A 23,188-nucleotide genomic window follows, 5' to 3' on the forward strand; every position below is an offset into this window, starting at 1 on the left:
CCTTTCCAGCCGTACCAGGCCAGCCGTACCAGGGAGAGCGCGAGATGAGTTCCGCCGCCGAGGCCCTTTCACATTCTGCATCGGGCTCCGCCCTGTTCCGCCGCTGCCATGCCGCGCTCGAGGCCGCCGACGCCCTGGTCGAACGCCTGGCGGCCACCCTGGCCGACAGCCTGCGCGGGCCCGACGGGCGGTTGGACGGCGCCGCCCTGGATGCGCGCCAGTTCGCCGTCCACGGCTATTCCTGGTACGCCACCTATCTGGAGGCACTGCGCCAGACCCTGGCCTGGGCGGAGCGGCTGTCGGAAGAGGGCAGCTTCGGCGAGCTGGAGGAGCTGATCCTCACCATCGGCTTCGGCGAATATCTGCGCCAGATGGCCGGCGGCATCGCGATGACCCAGGTGGAGATCGTCCGGCCGGAGGATCTGGGCCTGGACCGCGCCGCCATCGCCGCCTTCTGGACGGACGATGTCGCCGCGCTGGCCGCCGCGTCGGGGCCGGAGGCGCGCGGCCGCCTCGCCGGGCTGATCGAGCATGGCCTGGATACCGGCCATTTCGGCGCCTGGGGCATCGACGAGACCCTGAACATGGTGCGCGACCAGTTCCGCCGCTTCGTCGAGGCGAAGGTCACGCCGCATGCCCATGACTGGCACCTGAAGGACGAGCTGATCCCGATCGAGGTCGTGCAGCAGATGGCCGAACTCGGCGTCTTCGGCCTGACCATCCCGGAGGAGCATGGCGGCCTGGGGATGGGCAAGACCGCGATGTGCGTGGTCTCCGAGGAACTGTCGCGGGGCTATATCGGCGTCGGCTCGCTGGGCACCCGGTCGGAGATCGCCGGCGAGCTGATCCTGGCCAACGGCACCGACGACCAGAAGGCCCGCTGGCTGGCGAAGCTCGCCAGCGGCGAGATCCTGCCGACCGCCGTCTTCACGGAACCCAATACGGGCTCCGACCTGGGCTCCCTGCGCACCCGCGCGGTGCGCGCCGGCGACAGCTACAGGGTCAGCGGCAACAAGACCTGGATCACCCATGCCGCCCGCACCGACATGATGACCCTGCTGGCGCGCACCGATCCGGATGCGCCCGGCTACAAGGGCCTCAGCATGTTCATCGCCGAGAAGCCGCGCGGCACCGATGCCGACCCGTTCCCGGCGAAGGGCATGACCGGCGGCGAGATCCCGGTGCTGGGCTATCGCGGCATGAAGGAATACGAACTCGCCTTCGACGAATTCGAGGTGCCGGCGGCAAACCTGCTGGGGGAGAAGGAGGGCCAGGGCTTCAAGCAGCTGATGGCGACCTTCGAGAGCGCCCGCATCCAGACCGCGGCCCGGGCGCTTGGTGTCGCGCAGAACGCGATGGAGATCGGCCTGCGCTATGCGCTCGACCGGCAGCAGTTCGGCCGGGCGATCTTCGGCTTCCCGCGGGTGCATGGAAAGCTCGCCTGGATGGCGGTGGAACTGATGATGACCCGGCAGCTGACCTTCTTCGCAGCGCGGCAGAAGGATTCCGGCAAGCGCTGCGACCTGGAGGCCGGCATGGCGAAACTGCTGGGCGCGCGGGTGGCCTGGGCCAATGCCGACAATGCCCTGCAGATCCACGGCGGCAACGGCTTCGCACTGGAATACCAGATTTCCCGCGTGCTCTGCGACGCGCGGATCCTGAACATCTTCGAGGGCGCGGGCGAGATCCAGGCGCATGTCATCGCCCGCCGCCTGCTGGAGGCCCGCAACGGCTGACGGCCCGTCCGGCCGCATGCCCCCGGACCGCGCGAGGAGGCGCGCCCCGGGGGACGGGGGGACAGGCGAAGACGCCGTCACCCAGGACCGGACTGACACCGCCGTGCCGGGCCACCGCGGGCTGAACGCCGGCGACGGCTTCGCCCTGGTGGCGATCGTCATCTTCGGCTCCACCTTCCCGGTGTCGAAGCCGGTGCTGGAGGTCGTGGACCCGTTCGTCTTCGGTTCCAGCCGCTTCCTGATCTCCGGCCTGGGGATCCTCGCCTTCCTGTGGCTGCGCGGATGGCGGCCGCGCTACCGGCGCCAGGACCTGCCGATGCTGGCGGCGGCCTCGGTCTGCTTCGGCACCTTCCACGCCCTCTGGGGCTTCGGCCTGCCGCTGATCCCGGCCTCCACCGCGGCGATCCTGATGGCCACCTCGCCGGTCTTCGGCGCGCTGATCGACACCGCCCGCGGCAACCGGCCCCGGCCGCTGGCCTGGGTCGGCATGGCGATCGCCTTCGCCGGCGTGGTCTGCGTGATCAACAACAGCTTCGAGCATCTGGAGATCCCCGAGGGGCAGCTGCTGGGCGGCGGTCTCTGGCTCGCCAACGCCCTGTGCTGGGCGCTCTATTCCGGCTTCGGCGCGCCGCTCTCGACCCGCCTCGGCGCGGTGCCGGCCGTGGCCACGACGACCCTGGGCGGCGCGCTGCTGCTGGCACCGCTGGCGCTGGTCTTCGGCTGGCAGGGTCACGGCATCGACCGGCTGGATACCGGCCTCTGGCTGCAATACGCCTATATGGCGGTGGTCGGCGCCGGCCTGTCGCTGCTCGCCTGGTACGGCGCGCTGCGCCGGCTCGGCACCACCCGCGGCATCGCCTACATGTACCTGGTACCGGTCGCCGCCACCCTGCTGTCCTGGGCTTTCCTGGGCGAGGCGATCACCCCCGCCCGCCTGGCCGGAATGGCCGCCGTCCTGCTCGGCGTCTGGCTGATCCGGCGCAATGCCGCCGCACCCCGCTGATCCTTGCCACCGACAGGTTAATCCGGACTTTGGACTGGAGAAGATACCGCGCCGGACCGCCGAATATGGCGATCGGCGACTCGGCACCACGCCCCACGGCTGCGGGCAGGCAATGCCGGACCGTCCAGGAAACGTCTGAGGAGGTCTGATCATGTCGAAACCGAGCCCGACCGGCCTGCGCCGGGCCTTGTGCAACACCGTTCTTGCCGCCGGTCTTGCGGCATTCGCCGACGGCAGCGCCGTCGCCCAGGATGGCGGCAGCATCTACTATGTCTCCCTGCAGCCGCAGGGGCCGGACTATCCCGCCTCCTACGGACCGCAATTCCCGATCCAGAAGGTCGCGGTCTCCGTCAAGCTGGACATCGAGTGCAACGGCGGCGGGCTCTACAAGACCTTCCACGCCAACGGCGACGCCGCACCGGTCGGCTATGGCGGCACCATGCGCTGCGGCGACGCCGCCGAATGGGCCACCGTCACCGCGGAATTCCTCATGAACGCCGGGACCCAGGTCGTGCATTGCGAACCCACCAGGCTGCCGCTGTCGGAGCTGGGCGACGGCCAGTCGGGCGCGCCGAACATGGTCTTCATCAAGTCGCTGGACGTCTTCACCAAGCCGAACGGCCAGAGGCGCATCGAGAACTGCAGCGCCGGCCTCACACCGGCCTCCAAGTAGAGGCGGGCTGGCGGCCACCCGGCCCCGCCGCCGGATGGCCGCCGCTGGCCTCGCGGCCGAGGAACCTCTACCCTCCACCCGTCATGACCGTGGTGCCGCCGGCGGCACGCGGCGGCACCGGCCCCGGGGGGAGGCGATGACGACGACAGAAGCGGCACCAGGCCGCACCAGCACGCGGGCAGAAGGCGGGATCTGCATCCTGGTCGGGCTGGCCTGCATCGCGATCCCGTTCATCTTCGCGATCGGCCTGACGGTCCTGGTCGGGCTCTGCTTTATCGGCGCCGGCCTGGTCTGGATCTATCGCGGCTCCCGGCAGGGGTCCGCACAACAGGGCCAGCGTTCGATTTTTTCCCTGGTCCTGGCCGCGGTGATGGTCGTGGGCGGGGCGATCGTGATCGTCTATCCGCAGACCGGGAACCTGGCGATCGGCATCCTGCTGCTGGCGCAGGGCGCGGTGACCCTGGGGGTGGCCCTGCTGCAGCGCCGGGACAGCGGCACCGGCTTCCTGCTGGCGCTGGCGGCTGGGCTCGCCGGCCTCGCCTTCGGGCTGGTCGTGCTGCTGGCCGGCCCCTTCGCGCAGAGCTGGGTCCTGCCGCTGCTGGTCGGCATCGACCTGGTCCTGCTGGGCCTGTCGCTGCTGACCGCGCCGGCAGGCGGCGTCCCCGCCCGCACCTGAAGAACGGCACGACGCCTGCCGGCGGGACGATAAGCCGTGCGGCCGGCGTGATCGAAACCGGCCGGCGATGCGCTATATGATCGGTTCATGCTCGAGATCGTAAACACCGCCATACCGGTCTTCCTGGTCCTGACCTTCCTGGTGCTGGTCGCCGGGCTGGTGAACCTGTTCCGCAGCGGCGGGACCAACCGCAACATGTCCCAGATCCTGATGCGGTGGCGGGTGCTGCTGCAGTTCATCGTGGTCTGCCTGATCGCGCTCGCTGCCTTCCTGACCCAGCGCTGAAGGGCAAGACGATGGTCAAGCTGACGAAGATCTATACCCGCGGCGGCGATGCCGGGCAGACCTCTCTGGGCGACGGCGAACGCCGTCCCAAGCACGACCTGAGGGTCGACGCCTACGGCACCGTGGACGAGGCCAATGCGGTCATCGGCCTGGTGCGCCTGCACACCGCCGACCATCCGGCCGATGCGATCCTGTCGCGGATCCAGAACGACCTGTTCGACCTGGGCGCCGACCTCTGCACGCCGGAAGCCGAGGCGCCGAAATACCCGCCGCTGCGCATCGTGCCGGAACAGGTCGCCCGGCTGGAGGCGGAGATCGACCGGATCAATGCCGGTCTGGCGCCGCTCAATTCCTTCATCCTGCCCGGCGGCATGCCGGCGGCGGCGCATCTGCATCTCGCCCGGACGGTCGCCCGGCGCGCGGAACGCCTGATCAGCGAACTGGCAGGGCGCGAGGCGGTGAACCCGGAAGCCCTGAAATATGCCAACCGGCTGTCGGACCTGCTGTTCGTCCTCGGCCGGCACCTCAACGGCGACGGCGCCGGCGACGTGCTCTGGGTGCCGGGCGCCAATCGCTGAGCCATCGGCGAAGGCAGGCGGTCAGCCGCCGCCCTCCGGTTTCCGCGCCGGTGCCGCCGCCGCTTCTCCCAGCGCATCCGCCACCATCTGCAGAAGGTTCGCCCGACGGTAGGGCTTGTGCAGCACAGGTCCCCATGCCTCGGCAGCCTGGCCACTGCCGGACGCCCTTCCTCCGGTCATGTCGGCATAGCCGGTGGTCAGCAGGACCGGCATCCCCGGATGGAGACGCTGTACCGCCGCCGCGAGATCCGTGCCGGACATCCCGCCAGGCATGGCGATGTCGGTGAAGACAAGATCGATCTGCAGGCCGGCCTCCAGCATCTTCAGCGCGGTCGGTCCGTCCGCGGCCTCGGTCAGGCGGTAGCCGGCTGAGCCCAGCAGCGCCATAGCCGTCGCCCGCACATCCTCGTCATCCTCGACCACCAGGATCCGCGCCCCCTGTGCCGGCGCGGCGATCTCCGGCGCTCCGCCTCCGGCTTCCGCCGTGGTCGACCCGTTCGCCCGCGGCAGGTAGAGGCGCACTACGGTGCCGGCGCCAGGCCGGCTCTCGATCTGCACGTCGCCGCCGGACTGGCGTGCAAAGCCGTACACCATGCTCAGGCCCAGACCGGTCCCCAGCCCGACCGCCTTGGTGGTATAGAACGGCTCGAACACGCGGGGCAGCGCATCCGGGGCGATGCCGGTGCCGGTATCGGAGATGGCAAGCATCAGATAGTCGCCCGACAGGGCATCCGGCCGGTCCCCGGCCCCGGCGCCATCGAGCCGTACATTCGCCGTCTCCACCCGCAACCGGCCGCCGTCTGGCATGGCATCGCGGGCATTCAGCGCCAGGTTCAACAGCGCTGTCTCCACCTGCCCCGGATCGGCCAGCGCGGTCCAGAGACCGTCGGGCAGTTCGGTCTCGACCGCGATATGGTCGCCCAGGGTGCGGCGCAGCAGGTCGACGGTCCCTGCCACCAGCCCGTTCAGGTCGACGGCCTGCGTCTCCAATGTCTGGCGGCGCGAGAAGGCCAGCATCTGCCGGGTCAGCGCCGCCCCCCGCAGTCCGGCGGCAAGCGCCAGCTCGGCCATCCGGCGGATGCGGCTGCCCGTTGGCAGCTCCTGCTCCACCGCCTCCAGATTGCCGACGATCACCGTCAGCAGGTTGTTGAAGTCATGCGCCAGGCCGCCGGTGAGCTGGCCCACGACCTCCATCTTCTGCGCCTGGCGCAGCTGTTCTTCGAGCTCCTGCCGCCGGCGGATGTCGCGGATCACCGCCATCGTCGCCGCGCGCCCATCCTCGACGACCTCGCCGAACGAGACCTCGATGGGGATCTCCGAACCGTCCCTGCGACGCCCCTGCATCAGGGTCTGCTGGCCGGCATCGCCACCCGGCGACCGGGCGGCCCGGTCCGCAGGGATGCCGGCAGGCAGCAGCCACTCGACCGGCGCCCCGGCAATCTCTTCCGGCGCAAAGCCGAACAGGTTCTCGGCGGACCGGTTGTAGGTCCCGATCCGGCCCTCCGCATCCACGGTCAGGATGGCATCGGGCGCCATGTCCAGAAGCACCTGGACACGGCTTTCGGCCACGGCCCGCCGGGCATCCGCCTGCGCCGCCTGCTGCCGTAGAGCGGCCTCGCGAAGCTCGCGGTCGATCGCCGGCAGAAGCCGCTTCAGGTTGTCCTTCAGGACATAGTCCTGCGCCCCGGCCCGCATCGCGGCGACGGCCTTGTCCTCCCCGATCGTGCCTGAGACGAAGATCAGCGGTGTACTGACCCCCATCCGGCGTACCATGGCCAGGGCATCGGAGCCGGAAAAGCCGGCAAGGGTGTAGTCGCAGAGGATCAGGTCCCAGTCGCCGGCGGACAGCGCTTGTCGCAGCCCCTCGGCGGTCGCCACCCGGCGGAAATCCGGTTCGAAGTCACCGCGCCGCAGCTCCCGCAGCAGAAGCTCCGCGTCAGGCAGTTCGTCCTCGATGATCAGGACTCGCAATGGAACGGACATCTCGTCTCCCGTCCCTCAACCGGCCACGGGCGGCGGTTCGTTCAGGAACAGCCAGTAAAGCCCCAGCTGCCGCGCCGCTTCGACGAACTCGTCGAAATCGACCGGCTTCCGCACATAGCTGTTGGCGCACAGGCTGTAACCCTCCGCGATGTCCTGCTGTTCCACCGACGAGGTCAGGATGACCACCGGCAGGGTGCGGGTGCGTGGATTCGCCCGGATCCGCCGCAGGACCTCCAGTCCGCTGACTTTCGGCAGCTTCAGGTCCAGCAGCACGACCCGGGGCAGGGCCGCCCCCCGGCGATCGGCATGCACGCCATTGCCGAACAGGTAGTCCAGCGCCTCCGCGCCATCCTCGGCCACGACGATCTCGTCGCCGATGCCGTTCTTGCGGAAGGCACGGCGGGTCAGCGCAGCATCGTCCGGATTGTCCTCGACCAGCAGAATGGTCATCTGTGCCTAGGCTCCCGCGGCCGGTGGCCGCTGCAGTGTAAAGAAGAAGCGTGCGCCACGGCCGGCTTCGGACTCTGCCCAGATCCTGCCGCCATGCTTGTGGATGATACGTTGCACCGTCGCCAGCCCGATCCCCGTCCCGGGAAACTCGCTCGGCGTGTGCAGGCGCTGGAAGGCACGGAACAGCTGGTCGGCATAGACCATGTCGAAGCCTGCACCATTGTCGGCGATGCAGAAGGCGGGTTCGCCGCCAGCGTCCCGCAGGTCGAACCGGATCCACGCCCTGTCCTGGCCAGAGGTGAACTTCCAGGCATTGCCCAGCAGGTTGTCCAGGGCGATCTGCAACAGGCGCTGGTCGCCCCGGGCGAACAGGGGGCCGTCGATCGCGACCTCCACCTCGCGGTCCGGCGCTTCGCTGCGCAGGCGGTCCACGACTTCCTGCGCCAACACCGCCAGGTCCACATCCGCAATGGCGAGTTCCTGGCGGGTCACCCGCGACAGCTTCAGCAGGTCGTCGATCAGCCGCCCCATCCGCTGGGCGCCCTGGCGGACGCGGGACAGGTAGTGCCGGCCCTCGTCGTCCAGCTGCTCGCCGTAATCCTCGACCAGTGCCTGGCTGAAGCCGTCGATCGCCCGCAGCGGTGCCCGCAGGTCATGGGAGACGGAATAGCTGAACGCCTCCAGCTCCCGGTTGACCGCTTCCAGTTCCGCATTGTCGCGCCGCAGCCGCTGGTTGAGGTCCTGGATCTGCCGCTCCGCCTGCAGCCGGTCGCCGACATCGCGGATATCGGCCACCACCAGAAGGCCGTCGTCGGTCTGCACCGGGCTGAGGCTGATGGAGACCGGAAAGGTCGTGCCGTCGGCCCGCAGGCCGTTCAGGTCCTGCCCCGCGCCCATTTCGCGCACGCGGGGCGCTTCGAGATAGGCACGGCGATGCCCGACATGCCGCGACCGCAGGGCGACAGGCACCAGGATCTCGACATCCTGCCCGACAAGCTGTTCGCGGGCATGGCCGAACAGGCGCTCGGTCTGCGCGTTGACCAGGACGATCCGGCCCGACGGGTCGGTGATCACCACCGCATCGGGTGCCGATTCCAGCAGCGCCCGGAAACGCAACTCGCTCGACCGCATCCGCTGGTCTGCCTGCTGCCGCTGCACGCTGGCACGGGCGATCCCGAAGGACAGGGTGGCGGACAGGAGCGCAAGTGCCGCCGCGGCGGGCACGAACTCCATCGCCTGTTCGTCACGCTGCGCCTCCAACGCATGCGCCGGAAGAAAGCCGACCAGGATCCAGGCCGGCAGTTCGGCGCGAAGCGTCGCCGCCACCCCATCGGCCGGCAGATCGCCTTCCGGCCGGATCGTCACATAGGTAAAAAGGCCGGCCTCAGTCCGGAGCTGGCCGCCTGCAGGGTCAGCCTGGATCGCGCTCCAGGCCCGCGGGAAGCGGCGGCCGAACCGCTGCTCGCTGCGCGCCGGATAGAGGAAACCCCATTCGACATCCGGCGACGGCCCGCGCAGCCAGTAGCCGTCGCTGTTCAGCATCCAGACGGCGCCGGGTCCCGGCCCCGCCATGGCGGCCACGCCGTCGAGCAGCCGGCTCCCCATCAGGTTCAGGACGATCATGCCCAGCAGTTCGCCCCTGTCGTCGGCAAGGGCGGTACCGAAGCGCACGACCGGTTTGGGGCCGGGTTCGATCTCGCCATCCTCGACGTTCAGATCAAAGGGCGAGACATGGATCGTCCCGGGGGCATGCGTCAGCATCTCCTGGACATAGGGCCGTCCGGACCTGTCCCTCAGGCCGGCCGGCGGCACCACGGCCGGCGCGCCGGCGTGCCAGTCGATGCGCAGCGTCTCCTGACCCGTCGCATCGAGCAGCCGGATCTGCTCGTAGCCGGCACGGGCGGCGGCAAAGACCCGCAGGTCGGCTTCCAGCGCCGCGCGGCCGGCCGGGTCCCGGGTTTCGAGCCAGTGACGCAGCGCCGGCCGTGAGGCCAGGTAGAGGAGATCGGCATCGGCTTCCGACAGCTCTGCGAGCGTCCGCTGCGCCACCTCCGCGACGGTCGATTCCTGGTTGGCACGCACCACCGAGAGCACGCCGTCCGCCTGCAGATCGAACAGCAGGTACAGGATCGCGCCGCCGATCACGGCCTGGGGCAGGAACAGCAGGACCGAACGCAACGCCACGGAGCGGCGGAACGGCTCGCGCCCGGCCGAAGCAAGATGTGCCGTCAGCTTCTCGGGCTTCTGACTGTCCGCCTGCATGCCCTGTCCCTGCCGCCGCCCAACGGCCAACCCAGACCGCGGTCGACGGCTCCTTTGCCTACTCCAAAAGTTGAGCCTAGCCAGCGGCCGGTTAACGGCGCTTTAACCTGCACATCCTGATTGTAGCCGAGCCGTCGCGGCGAAGGTGCAAATGCGGCGCAATCGATCATCGGGCGATGACAATCCGTCCCATCGGTCGGTAGAATCCCTCCCGCCGGGCAGGACCCAAACACCGAACAGGCAGGCGCCATGCGCATCTGGATCAAGGATCCCCTCGCCATCCTGGCAGAGGGTGCCACGCGTGGCGTCGTGGTGGAAAACGGCCGGATCGCGGAACTGGTTCCCGCCGGCGGACAGCCGCAGCTGCCGGTGGACAGCCGTTTCGACGCGGGCAGCCATGTGGTGCTGCCCGGGCTGGTGAACAGCCACCATCACTTCTACCAGACCCTCACCCGCGCCTGCCGCACCGCGCTGGACAAGGAGCTGTTCCCCTGGCTGACCTCGCTCTACGAGGTCTGGGCGGGGCTGACCCCGGACGCGATCGCCACCTCCAGCCGGCTGGCGCTGTGCGAACTGCTGCTGTCCGGCTGCACCACCGCTGCCGACCACCATTACATCTTCAACGACCGCCTGGCCGAGGCGCTGGATCTGCAGGCGGATGCGGCGGCGGAGATCGGCATGAGGGTCACCCTGACCCGCGGCTCCATGGACCTGTCGCAGAAGGATGGCGGCCTGCCGCCGGATTCCGTGGTGCAGCCGCTGGACACCATCCTCGCGCACAGCGAGGCGGTGGTGGGCCGCTGGCACGACCCGGCGCCGCTGTCGATGGTGCAGGTGGCGCTGGCGCCGACCTCGCCCTTCTCCGTGACGCCGGAGCTCCTGCGCGAGAGCGCGGCTCTGGCCGGCCGGCTGGGAGTCCGGCTCCATACCCACCTGGCGGAGACGCGCGACGAGACCCGCTTCTGCCTGGACCGATTCGGCAAGCGCCCGTTCGACTATCTGCAGGACCTCGGCTGGATCGGGCCGAATGCCTGGTTCGCCCATGGCATCTGGTTCGACGATGCGGAGGTCGCCCGGCTGGGCGCCGCCGGCGCCGGGATCGCCCACTGCCCGGCATCCAACATGCTGCTCGCCTCCGGTTTCTGCCGGACCATTGAACTGGAAGCGGCCGGTGCCGCGATCGGCCTTGCGGTGGACGGCTCCGCCTCCAACGACTGTTCCAGCCTGATCGCGGAGGCGCGGCTGGCTCTGCTGCTGAACCGGGTCGCGCCGCACGGCTACAGGGTCAGCCATCGGGACGTTCTGCGCTGGGCGACCGAGGGCTCCGCCCGCTGCCTGGGCCGCGAGGATATCGGCCGGCTGGCGCCGGGCTGCGCCGCCGACCTGGCCCTGTTCCGCATGGACGACATCCAGTTCGCCGGTGCCGACGACCCGCTCGCCGCATTGCTGCTGGCCGGGGCGACCCGGGCGGACCGGGTGATGGTCGCGGGGCGCTGGCTGGTGGAGGATGGCGCGATCCCCGGTCTCGACCTGCCGGCCCTGATGGCGCGGCAGCGCGACCTGGCGCGCCACCTGGTCGGCGCCTGAACGGATGGCCGAGGCCGCGGGCCGCACCGCCGTGCCGCGGCTGCATGCGGGGCTGCTGATCGGGGTCGCCACCCTGATCCTGGTGTTCCAGGTCTACGTGTCGATCTCCTTCGGCCTGATCCATGGCCCGATGTCGCGGGAGCTGGGCCTGTCCGCCGGAACCGCCAGCACGATATCGGCGCTGTACATGGCAGCCGGCTTCCTGCTCCAGCTTCCGGCCGGCATCGCGGTAGACCGCCTGTCGCCCGCCCGGGTGCTGGCGCTCGCCACCCTGCTCTGCGCCGCCGGCAGCCTGGTGCTGGCCGCGGCGCAGTCGATGCCTGTCGCCCTGGCGGGCAGCCTGGCGATGGGGTCGGGCGCCGCCTTCGCCTTCGTGGGCGCCCTGAAGATCGTCGGCATCGTGGTGCCGCCCGACCGCTTCGTGCTGTGGGTGGGCGTCTGGCAGATCCTCTACAGCTTCGTCGTCGCCGGCCTGGCCTACGGCACCAACGCTCTCGGCGCCGAGACCGACTGGCGCGGCCTGCTGGTCGGCATCGCCGCCGCGGGAACGGCGACGGCCGCCCTGATCTGGCTGGCCGACCGTGTCCTGCCCCGCAGCGCCGACGGGCCTGCTGCCGGCGCGCCGGCGGCGCCCATCTGGCAGCAGGTGCGCGCCACCCTGGCCAACCGCCAGGTGCTGCTTGCCGCGGCCCTGTTCGCGCTGACCTTCGGCCCGATGCTGGCCTATTCCGACCTCTGGGCCGTACCGGCACAGCTGGCGTTCGGCAACCCGCCTGCCATCGCAGCCGCGATCGCCGGCATGATCCCGATCGGACTGGGCGCAGGCTCGCTGCTGGTCGGGCTCGCCAGCGAACGGACCGGACGCCCCGCGCCGATCGGTGCCGCCGTCGCCGCGACCGGCCTGGCGGCCACTGCCGCGCTGCTTTTCCTGCCGCCCCAACCGGCCTGGGCCGCTGCGCTGCTGACCCTGCTCTTCGGCGTAGGCTGCGCCGCATCGGTCACCGCGATCGACCATGCCCGGCGGACCGCCACGGCTGGCATCGGCACGGCCATCGGCCTGGTTTCCGCGGCGGGCAATCTGGGCGGCGCGCTGCTGCAGGTACAGATCGGCCTGCTGGTCGATGGTCTGGAGAAGGACCGCACGCCCGGAATCCTGGTATTCGAGGAAAGCCTGAGCCCGCTGCTGATCTGCTTCGCCCTGGCGATCGTCCTGATGGCCGCGTTGCGTCGGCCCCGGACGCCTGCCGGCAGCCCTGGCAGCGGCCCCCGCAGCGGCCCCCGCAGCCGCCCCCACAGCCGCCCTGGGGGCCGCGTTGACAGTGCCGCGGACCACCCATAGTGTGCAGCGCAATAAGCGTAGCCTGACCATCTGCCGGCCGGATCCGTGTGGCTCTTGGCCGGGCTTCGCTTTGGCCGCGCGGTGGGCCGGCTCTTGTGCGGCGCGCCGCGATGTGGTGGTACGGCTCTTCCGGACAACTCAGGCGTTCGCGCCGCTGGGCCCGAAAGCTGGCGGACCCATGCCGGCAGGGTTCGGGTGGCCGGCCGCGGAAGTCTCGGGGCCCGCCGGCGGTTCCCGGACAGGCCGGCCTGCCGACAGGGTGGCACCGTCACATCGCTTCTGCCTTGCCCGTCCGGCCCGCCGGTGATCCCACCGGCTCGGGCGGGCCTGCAACCTGGGACTGGCCTGCATGTCCGGCAGATCGCTGAAGGAGTGTGAGGAAACATGAGGTTACGGGAGAGGCGCTGTCGATGAAGGTTCTCGTCGCCGTCAAGCGGGTGGTCGACTACAACGTCAAGATCCGCGTGAAATCCGACAAGTCCGGCGTTGAGCTGGCGAACGTCAAGATGTCCATGAATCCCTTCGACGAGATCGCCGTCGAAGAGGCCGTGCGCCTGAAAGAGGCCGGCACGGCGGAAGAGGTGATCGCCGTCTCGATCGGGCCGAGCCAGGCGCAGGAGACGATCCGCACCGCGCTGGCGATGGGGGCCGATCGCGGCATCCTGGTCCAGACCGACGACGAGGTGCAGCCGCTGGCCGTCGCCAAGGTGCTGAAGGCGATCTGCGAGGCGGAAGAGCCCGGCCTGGTGATCCTCGGCAAACAGGCCATCGACGACGACAGCAACCAGACCGGCCAGATGCTGGCCGCCCTGATGGGCTGGCCGCAGGGCACCTTCGCCTACAAGCTGGAACTCGGCGACGGCAGCGCCAACGTGACCCGCGAGATCGACGGCGGCCTGCAGACGGTGGAGCTGAAGCTGCCCGCCATCATCACCACCGATCTGCGCCTGAACGAGCCGCGCTACGCCAGCCTGCCGAACATCATGAAGGCGAAGAAGAAGCCGATCGATGTGAAGGCGCCGGCGGATCTGGGTGTCGACACGGCGCCGCGGCTGAAGACCCTCGAGGTCAACGACCCGCCGGGCCGCAAAGCCGGCGTGAAGGTCGCCGACGTGGCCGAGCTGGTCGACAAGCTGAAAAACGAGGCCGGCGTCATCTGACGCGCCGTCCGTCGTCACATCCAATTCCCGGGAGGGTCAGACCATGGCAGCGCTCGTCGTTGCGGAACATGACAACAGCAATCTGAAGCCGCCGACCTTCAACACGGTGACCGCGGCCGCGGCCATCGATTCCGACGTGCATGTGCTGGTCGCCGGCAGCGGCTGCGACGCCGCCGCGGAGCAGGCGTCCAAGATCGCCGGCGTGTCGAAGGTGATCGTCGCCGACGATCCGCGCTATGACCATATGCTGGCGGAGCCGATGGGCGCGCTGCTGGCGAAGATCGCCGGCGACTATGCCGCCGTGCTGGCGCCGGAAACCACCACCGGCAAGAACTACATGCCGCGCGCCGCCGCCCTGCTGGACGTGGCGCAGATCTCCGGCATCATCGAGGTGAAGTCCGCCGACACCTTCGTGCGGCCGATCTATGCCGGCAATGCGATGGCCACCGTCCAGTCCGAGGACAAGGTCAAGGTGATCACCGTCCGCGCCACCGGCTTCGACGGCGCGGCGGCGGAAGGCGGCAGCGCCTCGGTCGAGAAGATCGACGCCGCCGACGATCCGGGCAGCTCGAAGTTCGTTTCCGAGAACCTGCAGAAGTCCGACCGGCCGGAGCTCACCTCGGCAAAGGTGATCGTGTCGGGCGGCCGCGGCATGCAGTCCGGAGACAATTTCCCGATGCTGGAGAAGCTGGCCGACAAGCTGGGTGCCGCCGTCGGCGCCAGCCGTGCGGCAGTGGACGCCGGATTCGTGCCGAACGACTATCAGGTCGGCCAGACCGGCAAGATCGTCGCGCCCGACCTGTACATCGCCGTCGGCATTTCCGGCGCGATCCAGCATCTGGCCGGCATGAAGGACAGCAAGGTCATCGTCGCCATCAACAAGGACGAGGAGGCGCCGATCTTCCAGGTTGCCGATTACGGCCTGGTGGCGGACCTGTTCAAGGCGGTGCCGGAGCTGGCAGAGGCGCTCTGACCCGCGGGTCGATCCGGTTTCCTCCGTCCCGGGCCGGGCTGGCCCGGCCCGGGACGGGGATCGGGACCGGACGCGCACAGGACCGCGGCACGGCAACGTTGCCGCGGAACGGAGCAACAGAGCAGGAATGGATGTAGGGTTGAACAACCAGCGCGGTCGTCCGCAAGCATCGGGCGAAGGCCGGAACTATCCGGAGATCCAGCGGGTCGGCGTGATCGGCGCGGGCCAGATGGGCAACGGCATCGCCCATGTCTGCGCCCTGGCCGGCCTGGACGTGGTGCTGAACGATCTGGGTCAGGAGCAGCTCGACAAGGCCGTCTCCAAGATCGACCGGAACCTGAACCGACAGGCCGCCCGCGGCAAGATCTCCGACGAGGAGGTGAAGGCCACGATGGCGCGGATCCAGGCGACGACCGAGCTCGCCAAGATCCAGGACTGCGACCTGATCATCGAGGCGGCGACCGAGAACGAGCAGGTCAAGCTGAAGATCTTCCGCGCCCTGTGCGAGGGCCTCAGCGACAAGAGCCTGATCGCGACCAACACCTCGTCGATCTCGGTGACCCGCCTGGCGGCGGCGACCGACCGGCCGGGCCGGTTCATGGGCATGCATTTCATGAACCCGGTGCCGGTGATGCAGCTGGTGGAGCTGATCCGCGGCATCGCGACGGAGGAGGAGACCTTCTCCCGCGTGCGGGACCTGGTCGTGCGCCTGGGCAAAACGCCGGCCACGGCGGAGGATTTCCCGGCCTTCATCGTCAACCGCATCCTGCTGCCGATGATCAACGAGGCGGTCTACACCCTGTACGAAGGGGTCGGCACGGTGGAGAGCATCGACACCTCGATGCGGCTGGGGGCCAACCACCCGATGGGCCCGCTGCAGCTGGCCGACTTCATCGGCCTGGACACCTGCCTGTCGATCATGCACGTGCTGTATGAGGGCCTGGCGGACAGCAAGTACCGGCCCTGCCCGCTGCTGACCAAGTATGTGGAGGCGGGCTGGATCGGCCAGAAGGCCGGCCGCGGCTTCTACGACTATTCGGGCGACGTCCCGGTTCCGACCCGCTGATCCGGGTCGGACCGGCCGCCGGTGCGGCGCCTACTGCCCCGTGACGGCTGCGCGGACGAGGGCCTTCGCCTCCGGCGAGTCCCACTCCGCCGGGCCTTCCAGGCGGCCGAGGATCTTCCCGTCCGCGCCGATCAGGAGGGTGGTTGGCATCACCTTGCCGCCCAGGGCGCGGAACATCGCCATGCGCGGGTCGCTGGCGGTCTGCAGGTTGACGATCTCATGCTTCCTCAGGAAGTCGCCGGCGGTCTTCAGCCCGCCGCGGTCGACCGACACCGCCAGCACCTCGAAATCCTCACCCCCCAGTTCGGCCTGCAGCCGGTCCAGCGACGGCATCTCGCGCACGCAGGGCGCACACCAGGTGGCCCAGAAGTTCAGCAGGACCACCTTTCCCTGCAGGTCGGCCAGCCGCATCTCGCTGCCGTCGGCAGCAATGAAGGCCACGTCCGGTGCTGGTTCCGGCAGCAGCGCGACGCTAAAGTCCTTCACCTCCCCGGTGGCCAGGCCGTCCAGGCCCGCAGTCGCCGGTCCGGCGGCAAGAGCCAGAGACAAGGACAGAGACAGGGCCAGCAGCATCAGGCGGGTCGCGGCGGCGGCCTGCGACAGCCGGCGCCAGCGTCCCTGCGAAACACCCGGTTCCACGCCGGTTTCCGGCAGGGTCGCGCACTGTTCCTTGGGGCTGGACATATCCGTTACTCTCGATCGATGAACGATGCGATGTGATTGACCATGATGCGTGAGACGCCAAGCACCGAGAGCGCCCCCGGGACATCCCCGGACGGCAGCGACACCGTCGGCGGCGGCCGGAATTCGGCCTGGGGCGGGCGCTTCGCCGCCGGGCCCGACGCGCTGATGCTGCGCATCAACGCCTCGATCGACTTCGACCGCCGCCTGTTCCGCGAGGATATCGCCGGCTCGGTCGCCCACTGCCGGATGCTGGTCGCGCAGCGCATCCTGACGGAGGCGGATGGTAAGGCGATTCTGAACGGCCTCGACAAAATTCTCCGTGAGATCGAGGACGGCCGGCTGGAGATCGACCCCGCCAAGGAAGACATCCACATGCATGTCGAGGCCCGCCTGCGCGAGCTGATCGGCGCGCCGGCCGGCCGGCTGCACACCGCGCGGTCGCGCAACGACCAGGTCGCCACCGACCTGCGGCTGTGGCTGCGCGCCGCGATCGACCGGCAGGACGAGGGCCTGGCCGCGCTGCAGGCGGCCCTGGTCGACCAGGCGGAGCGCCATGCCGAGACGGTGATGCCGGGCTTCACCCACCTGCAGAGCGCGCAGCCGGTCACCTTCGGCCATCACATGCTGGCCTATGCGGAGATGATCGGCCGCGACCGCGGCCGCTTCGCCGATGCCCGCCGCCGGCTGAACGAATGCCCGCTGGGCGCCGCCGCTTTGGCCGGCACCTCGTTCCCCGTCGACCGGGAGATGACCGCCCGCGAACTGGGCTTCGCCCGGCCGATGGCGAATTCCCTGGACGCCGTGTCGGACCGCGACTTCGTGCTGGAATACCTGGCCGCCGGCGCGATCCTGGCGATGCACCTGTCGCGGCTGGCGGAAGAGGTGGTGATCTGGTCGTCGGCGCAGTTCCGTTTCCTGAACCCCGGCGATGCCTTCACCACCGGCTCGTCGATCATGCCGCAGAAGCGCAACCCGGATGCCGCAGAGCTGCTGCGCGCCAAGGCGGGCCGGGTGATCGGCGCGCTGAACGCCCTGCTGGTGGTGATGAAGGGGCTGCCGCTGGCCTATGGCAAGGACATGCAGGAAGACAAGGAGCCGCTGTTCGACGCCGCCGACACCCTGGAGACCTGCATCGCGGTGGCCGCCGGCATCGTCGGCGATCTGATGCCGAATGCGGACCGCCTGCGCGAAGCCGCGGGTTCCGGCTTCGCCACCGCCACCGACCTGGCCGACTGGCTGGTACGGGAACTGGGCCTGCCGTTCCGGGAAGCCCACCATGTCACCGGCAGCCTGGTGCGCGCCGCCGAAGAGCGCGGCTGCGGGCTGGAAGACCTGCCGCTGGAGGTCTTCACCGGCACCGACGCACGGATCCACGACGGCGTCTACCAGGTGCTGGGAATCGACAATTCGGTACGCAGCCGGACCAGCCTGGGCGGCACGGCGCCGGACCAGGTCCGGCGGCAGGCAGCGCAATGGCGCAGCCGGCTGGAACAGGACGGGGAGGCCCCGTGATGATTGACCACAGCGACCGCCCCGCAGCCGCGGATCGGGCCGGCCGGCGCCGCCTCCTCGGCCTCGCGGCCGCCGGCCTGGCCGCCCTTGCCGTCGCCGCCTGCGGCAAGAAGGGCGACCCCGCCTATCCACCAGATACCGTTCCCGGCGCGCCGCGGGCACGCCGCGACAATTCCAAGGTCTATCCGGACTGAGCGGGAGATGATGGCTGCCATGTCCACCCCCAATACCGCCCTGCGCGCAGCAGAGCCCGGCGCGCCGCTGCCCGCGGACGCAGTCCCAGCCCTGCCGGGCGCGCCCCATTTCGCCTATCGCGGCGGCCGCCTGATGGCCGACGAGGTGCCGCTGGAGGACGTGGCTGAGGCCGCCGGCACCCCGGTCTTCGTCTATTCCCGGCAGGCGGTCCTGGACGCGGCGGAGGCCTATCGCACGGCGCTGGCCGAACTGCCGGCGACGATCTGCTACGCCATGAAGGCCAATGGCAATGGTGCCCTGCTGCGCAGCCTGGCGACGGCCGGGCTGGGGGTCGACGTGGTCTCCGCGGGCGAGATGAAGCTGGCCCTGCGGGCGGGCTTTCCCGCGTCGCGCATCGTCTTCTCCGGCGTCGGCAAGACCGCGGCGGAGATCGGCGAGGCGCTGGATGCAGGGATCGCCCATCTGAACGTGGAATCGGAAGCGGAGCTTGAGGCTGTGGCGCAGGTCGCGGCGCAGCGGGGCAAGGTCGCGCACATCCTGCTGCGGGTGAACCCCGACGTGGCCGCGGCCACGCACGAGAAGATCGCGACCGGCCACAAGGCCACCAAATTCGGCATCGCGCTGGAGCATGCGCCGGCGCTCTATGCCCGCGCGGCGGCCGATCCCTGGCTGGAGCCGATCGGCATCGCCGCCCATATCGGCAGCCAGATCATCGACATGAGCCCCTACCGCACCGCCTTCGGCCGGATGGCGGAACTGGTCGATGCGCTGCGCGGCCAGGGCCTGACGGTGACCCAGGTCGACCTGGGCGGCGGCATCGGCATCCGCTACCGCGACGAGCCCCTGCCGGACCTGGCCGCCTATGGCGCCATCGTGCGCGAAATCTTCGGCCACCGCGACGTGGAGATCCTGATAGAGCCCGGCCGCTCCCTGGTCGGCAATGCGGGTGTCCTTCTGACCCGCGTGATCTATGTGAAGAAGAGCGGCGGCAAGACATTCGTCGTGGTCGACGCGGCGATGAACGACCTGATCCGGCCGACCCTGTACGACGCCTGGCACGAGATCGTGCCGGTGCATCCGGCGCCCGGCGCGCCCGTCGTGCCGGTCGACGTGGTCGGCCCGGTCTGCGAGACCGGTGACTACCTGGCGCGCAACAGGGAGATGCCGGAGCCGGTCGCGGGGTCTTTACTCGCCGTCATGTCGGCCGGTGCCTATGCTGCGGTGATGGCCTCGTCCTACAATGCGCGGCCGCTGGCGCCGGAAGTGCTGGTCGACGGCGGGCGCCATGCCGTGGTGCGGCGGCGGCCGACCATGGACGAGATGACGGCACTGGAGGCGGTGCCCGACTGGTTGGCGCCGGCGCCGCCGCAGGGCGACAGGTAGCACGGGCGCCAGGCAGCACGGGCCGCCGAAGGAACAGCACGGCCGGGGTCGCGACGGGGGGAGCGGCGCCGGCGGGACATCGACGATGCCGCCGGCTTGCCGGCGAGGCGGAATGCACCCTGCGGACCGACCCGCCGGGTGGAGGAATGGACGCGAGGATCTCCCCCCGATGAGCAGCGACAGCCACAGCGATCCGGGCCGGCGGCCCGCATCCGGCGCCGCCCGGCGGCCGGGGCCACGGACCGCGCAGCAGGCGATCCTGGAACGACGGGTCGCCTGGACCCGGCTCAGCCTGATCTGGGAACAGGTCTGGCCGCGGCTGGCACTGGCCTTCGGCGTCGTCGCGCTTTTTGCAATTCTTTCCCTGTTCAATCTCTGGCGCCTGCTGGGCGGCTGGGGCCATGCCCTGGCCCTGGCCCTGTTCGCCCTCGCCCTTGCCGCGGCCCTGGTCTGGGCGATCGTCACCGTGCGCTGGCCGACCCGGGCCGAGGCGCGGCGCCGGCTGGAGCAGACCAACGGGCTGGATCACCGGCCGCTGGCCACCCTGCAGGACAGCCTGGACCCGGCGGAACCCGAGGGCAGCGAGGCCCGTGCCCTCTGGGCCGAGCACCAGCGGCGGGTCGCCGAGCGTCTGCGCCGGGTGCGGCCGCCGCTGCCGCAGGCGGGCTGGGCACGGATCGATCCCTGGGGCCTGCGGGCAGCATTCGGCCTGGTGCTGGTGGTGGCCCTGGGCTTCGCCGGCTGGCGGATTCCGCATCTGATGAGCGATGCCTTCCGCCCGACCTTCGCCGTGGCGGAAACCGCGCTGCCCGCCGTCGAGGGCTGGATCACCCCGCCGGCCTATACCCAGGCGGCGCCGATCTTCCTGACCAAGGACGGCGTCCCGGTGCTGGGCGCGGATGGCTGGCTCGCCACCAGCCGCCCCGCCGCATGGCGCATGGCGGCAGGGGAGGACAGCGACCCGACGGAGGCTGCGACCGCAGAGGGCGAACCTGTCGACCCGGCCGAGATGCCCGGCCGCGGGGCGATCGCCGTGCCGCAGGGCAGCACCCTGACCCTGCGGGTGGCAAATGCGCCGCAGGCGCTCGACCTGGAACTCGACGGCGCACGGCATCCGTTCGAGCAGATCGACCCCACCAACCAGCAGGTCGAGCTGCCGATCGAGAGCGGCCGCAGCCTGGCCGTCATGGCCGGCGAGGACCTGCTGGCCCGCTGGCGAATCGCGGTGCGGAAGGACCAGGTGCCGGAGATCGCGTTTGCCGACCAGCCGGTGGGAACCGCCCGCGACGCCCTGCAGATGCACTACGCCGCCCGCGACGATTACGGGCTGTCGGAGGTCGCCGCAGAGATCGTCCCGACGGACGAGCCGGGCCAGAAGATGGCGCTGGACCTGCCGTTGCCGGGCCTGCGCCCGGTGAAGGCGAAGGACCTGTCATTCCATGACCTGACCGCGCATCCCTGGGCCGGGCGCGAGGTCGGTATCACCCTGACGGCGCGCGACGAGGCCGACCAGGTCGGCCGCAGCGAGACGGTGACGATGGTGCTGCCGCAGCGGATCTTCACCCATCCGGTGGCGCAGGCCCTGGTCGAGCAGCGGCGCGAGCTGGCCCATGGCGAGCCGCCGATCGACCGGGTGGAGCTGGCGCTGGACAGCATCTCCTCGATCCCCGACAGCTTCGACCATGATCCCGTCGTGTCGCTGGCGCTGGGCGTGTCGACCGCAAGGCTGCGCCACGGGTCCGGCGACCCGGAAAGCCTGTCCGGTATCCAGGACCTGCTCTGGGATACCGCGCTGCGGCTGGAGGATGGCGATCTCTCGCTGGCGGAACGCGCGCTGCGCTCCGCCCAGCGGCGGCTGATGGAGGCACTGGCGCGTAACGCCACGGATGCCGAGATCGAGAAGCTGATGCGCGAACTGCGGGAGGCGATGGACAAGTTCCTGCAGGCGATGACCGAGCAGGCCCTGCGCAACATGGACGAACTGTCGGAGATCCCGAGCGAGGACCTGCAGAGCCGCATGCTGGGCTCCGAACAGCTCCGCCGCATGCTGGAGCGGGCCGAGGACCTGGCGAAAGGCGGCGCGCGCGATGCCGCCCGCGACATGCTGTCCGAGCTCAACCGGATGTTGGAGAGCCTGAAGCAGGGCCGGGTGATGGCCGATCCGCGCGGTGCCATGCAGGGCCAGCGCACCCTGGAGGAGCTGTCGGAGATCCTGCGCGACCAGCAGCAGCTGCTGGACCGGTCGTTCCGCCAGAGCCAGCGCGGCCAGCAGGGGCAGCAGGGCCAGCGGGGGCAGCAGGGCGAGCAGGGCCAGATGGGCCAGCAGGGCCAGCGCGGCCGGCAGCCGGGTCAGCAACCCGGCCAGGGTCCGGGCTCCGGTCAGGGCCTGGGCGGCGACGCGCAGGCGCAGGAGGATCTGCGCCGCCGGCTGCAGGAACTGCTCGACCGGCTCGGCGAGGGCGGCACGCCGGTGCCGGATGCCTTCGGACGCGCAGACCAGTCGATGGGCGCGGCACGGGACGCGCTGGAAGGCGGCGCGTCCGGCATGGCGGCCGAGGAACAGAGCAATGCACTGGACCAGCTGCGGCAGGGCATGCGCGGCCTGATGGACCAGCTGGCCGATCAGATGAACAGCGGCGGCGAGGGCGAAGCCGAGGCGATGGGGCAGAGCGGCGCCGACAATCATGACCCGCTGGGTCGGCCGATGCCGGGCGAGTGGGAGGATGGCAGTTCCACGAAGGTGCCGGAGGAGGCCGACCTGCAGCGGGCGCGGGAAATCCTGGAAGAACTCTACCGCCGCTCCGGCGAGCGCTACCGGCCGTCGCTGGAGCTCGACTATATCGACCGGCTGCTACGCCGCTTCTGACCGCCGGGCCGCTGCCGGGCGCCGGGCGTCCGGCAGGTGCCTGCGGCGCTACCTGGCAGGCAGCGCGAAGGACAGGCGGAGATCGGCAACCGTCTGCGGATAGCTCTCGAACCGGGCCGCGAAGGTTGTTCTTCCGCCGGGCGGCAGCATGGCAGCGTCGGTCTTCACCGCGCGGGTGACCAGCGCCGCCCCGGTGCTGTCCAGCAGCACGACTTCCACCGCCGGCACCGCCTGCTCCGCCTCGCCGCTGTTGATGACGGTTCCGGACACCACGAGGGTGGTGTCCTGGTCCTCGAAGCTGGTGGCGGTGTCGCGGAAGTCGAGGGTGATGGGCGGCGCAGGCAGGTCGATGCCGGCCGTGACGTAGAGCCGCTCGATCGGCGGCCAGAGTTCGACCAGGGTGCCGCGGGCGAAATAGAGCACCGCCACGACGCCGACGATCGCTGCCAGCAGCCCATACCAGCCGATCGAGCTGCCGGATCGCTGCTGCGCTTTCTTGCGCTGCACCCGTGCGCGGGTCTGGATCGGCAGCTGGGGGATCGGCTCGCCATCGAGCTCGGTCAGGTCGTAGCTGCCCGGCTCCGGCTCGTCCCAGTCCGCCGCCTCTGCGTCCGGATCCGGGCCACCCGGTTCCTCGAACGCCTCATCCTCGAGCGGCATCTCGGCGACGGCGGGTTCGGCCTGCCGCCTGGCCGCCGGCCGGGCCGCGGCTGCAGGGGCCGCGGCCGGTGCCTCGCGCGGGGGCGCGGCGCGCGGTGCCGCCGCCCTGGGCGCGGC

20 protein-coding genes are annotated in these 23,188 nt (G+C 70.3%); 15 read left to right on the forward strand and 5 right to left on the reverse strand.

The features are described 5' to 3' along the window. Nucleotides 1-44: 44 nt before the first annotated feature. The 6 genes from ACFOGJ_RS29330 (at nucleotide 45) to ACFOGJ_RS29355 (ending at nucleotide 4,951) form a co-directional block, all read left to right on the forward strand. Nucleotides 45-1,736, forward strand: coding sequence for an acyl-CoA dehydrogenase family protein (locus tag ACFOGJ_RS29330; RefSeq protein WP_379906858.1), 1,692 nt, complete (start codon nucleotides 45-47; stop codon nucleotides 1,734-1,736). A 103-nt stretch (nucleotides 1,737-1,839) separates the two neighbouring features. Then, nucleotides 1,840-2,739, forward strand: coding sequence for a DMT family transporter (locus ACFOGJ_RS29335; RefSeq protein WP_379906859.1), 900 nt, complete (start codon nucleotides 1,840-1,842; stop codon nucleotides 2,737-2,739). A gap of 151 nt (nucleotides 2,740-2,890) precedes the next feature. Further along, entirely contained in the window at nucleotides 2,891-3,412 is a 522-nt protein-coding gene (locus ACFOGJ_RS29340) for a hypothetical protein (RefSeq protein ID WP_379906860.1), read from the forward strand. Between the two features lie 136 nt (nucleotides 3,413-3,548). Continuing rightward, on the forward strand, nucleotides 3,549-4,088 hold the full coding sequence (locus tag ACFOGJ_RS29345; RefSeq protein ID WP_379906861.1) for a DUF308 domain-containing protein: 540 nt from the start codon (nucleotides 3,549-3,551) through the stop codon (nucleotides 4,086-4,088). Between the two features lie 87 nt (nucleotides 4,089-4,175). Then, nucleotides 4,176-4,373: a twin transmembrane helix small protein gene (locus ACFOGJ_RS29350; protein ID WP_379906862.1), complete on the forward strand. Its 198-nt coding sequence runs from the start codon at nucleotides 4,176-4,178 to the stop codon at nucleotides 4,371-4,373. A gap of 11 nt (nucleotides 4,374-4,384) precedes the next feature. Continuing rightward, entirely contained in the window at nucleotides 4,385-4,951 is a 567-nt protein-coding gene (locus ACFOGJ_RS29355; RefSeq protein ID WP_379906863.1) for a cob(I)yrinic acid a,c-diamide adenosyltransferase, read from the forward strand. A 21-nt stretch (nucleotides 4,952-4,972) separates the two neighbouring features. On the opposite strand, the gene ACFOGJ_RS29360 is transcribed toward ACFOGJ_RS29355, so the two are convergent. The 3 genes from ACFOGJ_RS29360 to ACFOGJ_RS29370 are packed head-to-tail and all read right to left on the reverse strand — an operon-like array spanning nucleotide 4,973 to nucleotide 9,646. After that, nucleotides 4,973-6,934: a response regulator gene (locus ACFOGJ_RS29360; RefSeq protein WP_379906864.1), complete on the reverse strand. Its 1,962-nt coding sequence runs from the start codon at nucleotides 6,932-6,934 to the stop codon at nucleotides 4,973-4,975. Nucleotides 6,935-6,949: 15 nt separating this feature from the next. After that, on the reverse strand, nucleotides 6,950-7,384 hold the full coding sequence (locus tag ACFOGJ_RS29365) for a response regulator (protein ID WP_379906865.1): 435 nt from the start codon (nucleotides 7,382-7,384) through the stop codon (nucleotides 6,950-6,952). Nucleotides 7,385-7,390: 6 nt separating this feature from the next. Beyond that, nucleotides 7,391-9,646, reverse strand: coding sequence for a sensor histidine kinase (locus ACFOGJ_RS29370; protein ID WP_379906866.1), 2,256 nt, complete (start codon nucleotides 9,644-9,646; stop codon nucleotides 7,391-7,393). A gap of 249 nt (nucleotides 9,647-9,895) precedes the next feature. On the opposite strand from ACFOGJ_RS29370, the gene ACFOGJ_RS29375 reads away from it, so the two are divergent. From ACFOGJ_RS29375 to ACFOGJ_RS29395, 5 genes are all read left to right on the forward strand, one after another. Then, nucleotides 9,896-11,233, forward strand: a complete 1,338-nt coding sequence (locus tag ACFOGJ_RS29375; RefSeq protein WP_379906867.1) for an 8-oxoguanine deaminase — start codon at nucleotides 9,896-9,898, stop codon at nucleotides 11,231-11,233. 4 nt (nucleotides 11,234-11,237) lie between these two features. Beyond that, on the forward strand, nucleotides 11,238-12,572 hold the full coding sequence (locus tag ACFOGJ_RS29380) for an MFS transporter (RefSeq protein ID WP_379906868.1): 1,335 nt from the start codon (nucleotides 11,238-11,240) through the stop codon (nucleotides 12,570-12,572). Between the two features lie 410 nt (nucleotides 12,573-12,982). Next, on the forward strand, nucleotides 12,983-13,732 hold the full coding sequence (locus tag ACFOGJ_RS29385; RefSeq protein WP_379906869.1) for an electron transfer flavoprotein subunit beta/FixA family protein: 750 nt from the start codon (nucleotides 12,983-12,985) through the stop codon (nucleotides 13,730-13,732). Nucleotides 13,733-13,775: 43 nt separating this feature from the next. Continuing rightward, nucleotides 13,776-14,705, forward strand: coding sequence for an electron transfer flavoprotein subunit alpha/FixB family protein (locus ACFOGJ_RS29390; protein WP_379906870.1), 930 nt, complete (start codon nucleotides 13,776-13,778; stop codon nucleotides 14,703-14,705). Between the two features lie 229 nt (nucleotides 14,706-14,934). Continuing rightward, nucleotides 14,935-15,771: a 3-hydroxybutyryl-CoA dehydrogenase gene (locus tag ACFOGJ_RS29395; RefSeq protein WP_379907086.1), complete on the forward strand. Its 837-nt coding sequence runs from the start codon at nucleotides 14,935-14,937 to the stop codon at nucleotides 15,769-15,771. Nucleotides 15,772-15,801: 30 nt separating this feature from the next. Here ACFOGJ_RS29395 and ACFOGJ_RS29400 read toward each other — a convergent pair whose 3' ends face one another. Beyond that, nucleotides 15,802-16,455, reverse strand: a complete 654-nt coding sequence (locus tag ACFOGJ_RS29400) for a TlpA disulfide reductase family protein (RefSeq protein WP_379906871.1) — start codon at nucleotides 16,453-16,455, stop codon at nucleotides 15,802-15,804. A 42-nt stretch (nucleotides 16,456-16,497) separates the two neighbouring features. Here ACFOGJ_RS29400 and argH point away from each other — a divergent pair, with 42 nt between their 5' ends. The 4 genes from argH to ACFOGJ_RS29420 all read left to right on the forward strand — a co-directional run bounded on the left by argH (nucleotide 16,498) and on the right by ACFOGJ_RS29420 (nucleotide 22,411). Beyond that, nucleotides 16,498-17,967, forward strand: coding sequence for an argininosuccinate lyase (gene argH, locus ACFOGJ_RS29405; RefSeq protein WP_379907087.1), 1,470 nt, complete (start codon nucleotides 16,498-16,500; stop codon nucleotides 17,965-17,967). Further along, on the forward strand, nucleotides 17,967-18,161 hold the full coding sequence (locus tag ACFOGJ_RS29410; RefSeq protein WP_379906872.1) for a hypothetical protein: 195 nt from the start codon (nucleotides 17,967-17,969) through the stop codon (nucleotides 18,159-18,161). The genes argH and ACFOGJ_RS29410 overlap by 1 nt, the downstream gene beginning before the upstream one ends. 19 nt (nucleotides 18,162-18,180) lie before the next feature. Beyond that, nucleotides 18,181-19,545 (forward strand): diaminopimelate decarboxylase, encoded by a 1,365-nt coding sequence (lysA, locus tag ACFOGJ_RS29415; RefSeq protein WP_379906874.1) that lies wholly within the window; start codon nucleotides 18,181-18,183, stop codon nucleotides 19,543-19,545. 169 nt (nucleotides 19,546-19,714) lie between these two features. Then, complete coding sequence (locus ACFOGJ_RS29420; protein WP_379906875.1) at nucleotides 19,715-22,411, forward strand: TIGR02302 family protein; 2,697 nt, start codon at nucleotides 19,715-19,717, stop codon at nucleotides 22,409-22,411. 48 nt (nucleotides 22,412-22,459) lie between these two features. On the opposite strand, the gene ACFOGJ_RS29425 is transcribed toward ACFOGJ_RS29420, so the two are convergent. After that, the coding region (locus ACFOGJ_RS29425) for a DUF3426 domain-containing protein (RefSeq protein WP_379906876.1) at nucleotides 22,460-23,188 on the reverse strand (729 nt) is incomplete at its 5' end.

Source organism: Marinibaculum pumilum (assembly GCF_042646425.1).
Lineage (GTDB): Bacteria > Pseudomonadota > Alphaproteobacteria > Ferrovibrionales > Ferrovibrionaceae > Marinibaculum > Marinibaculum pumilum.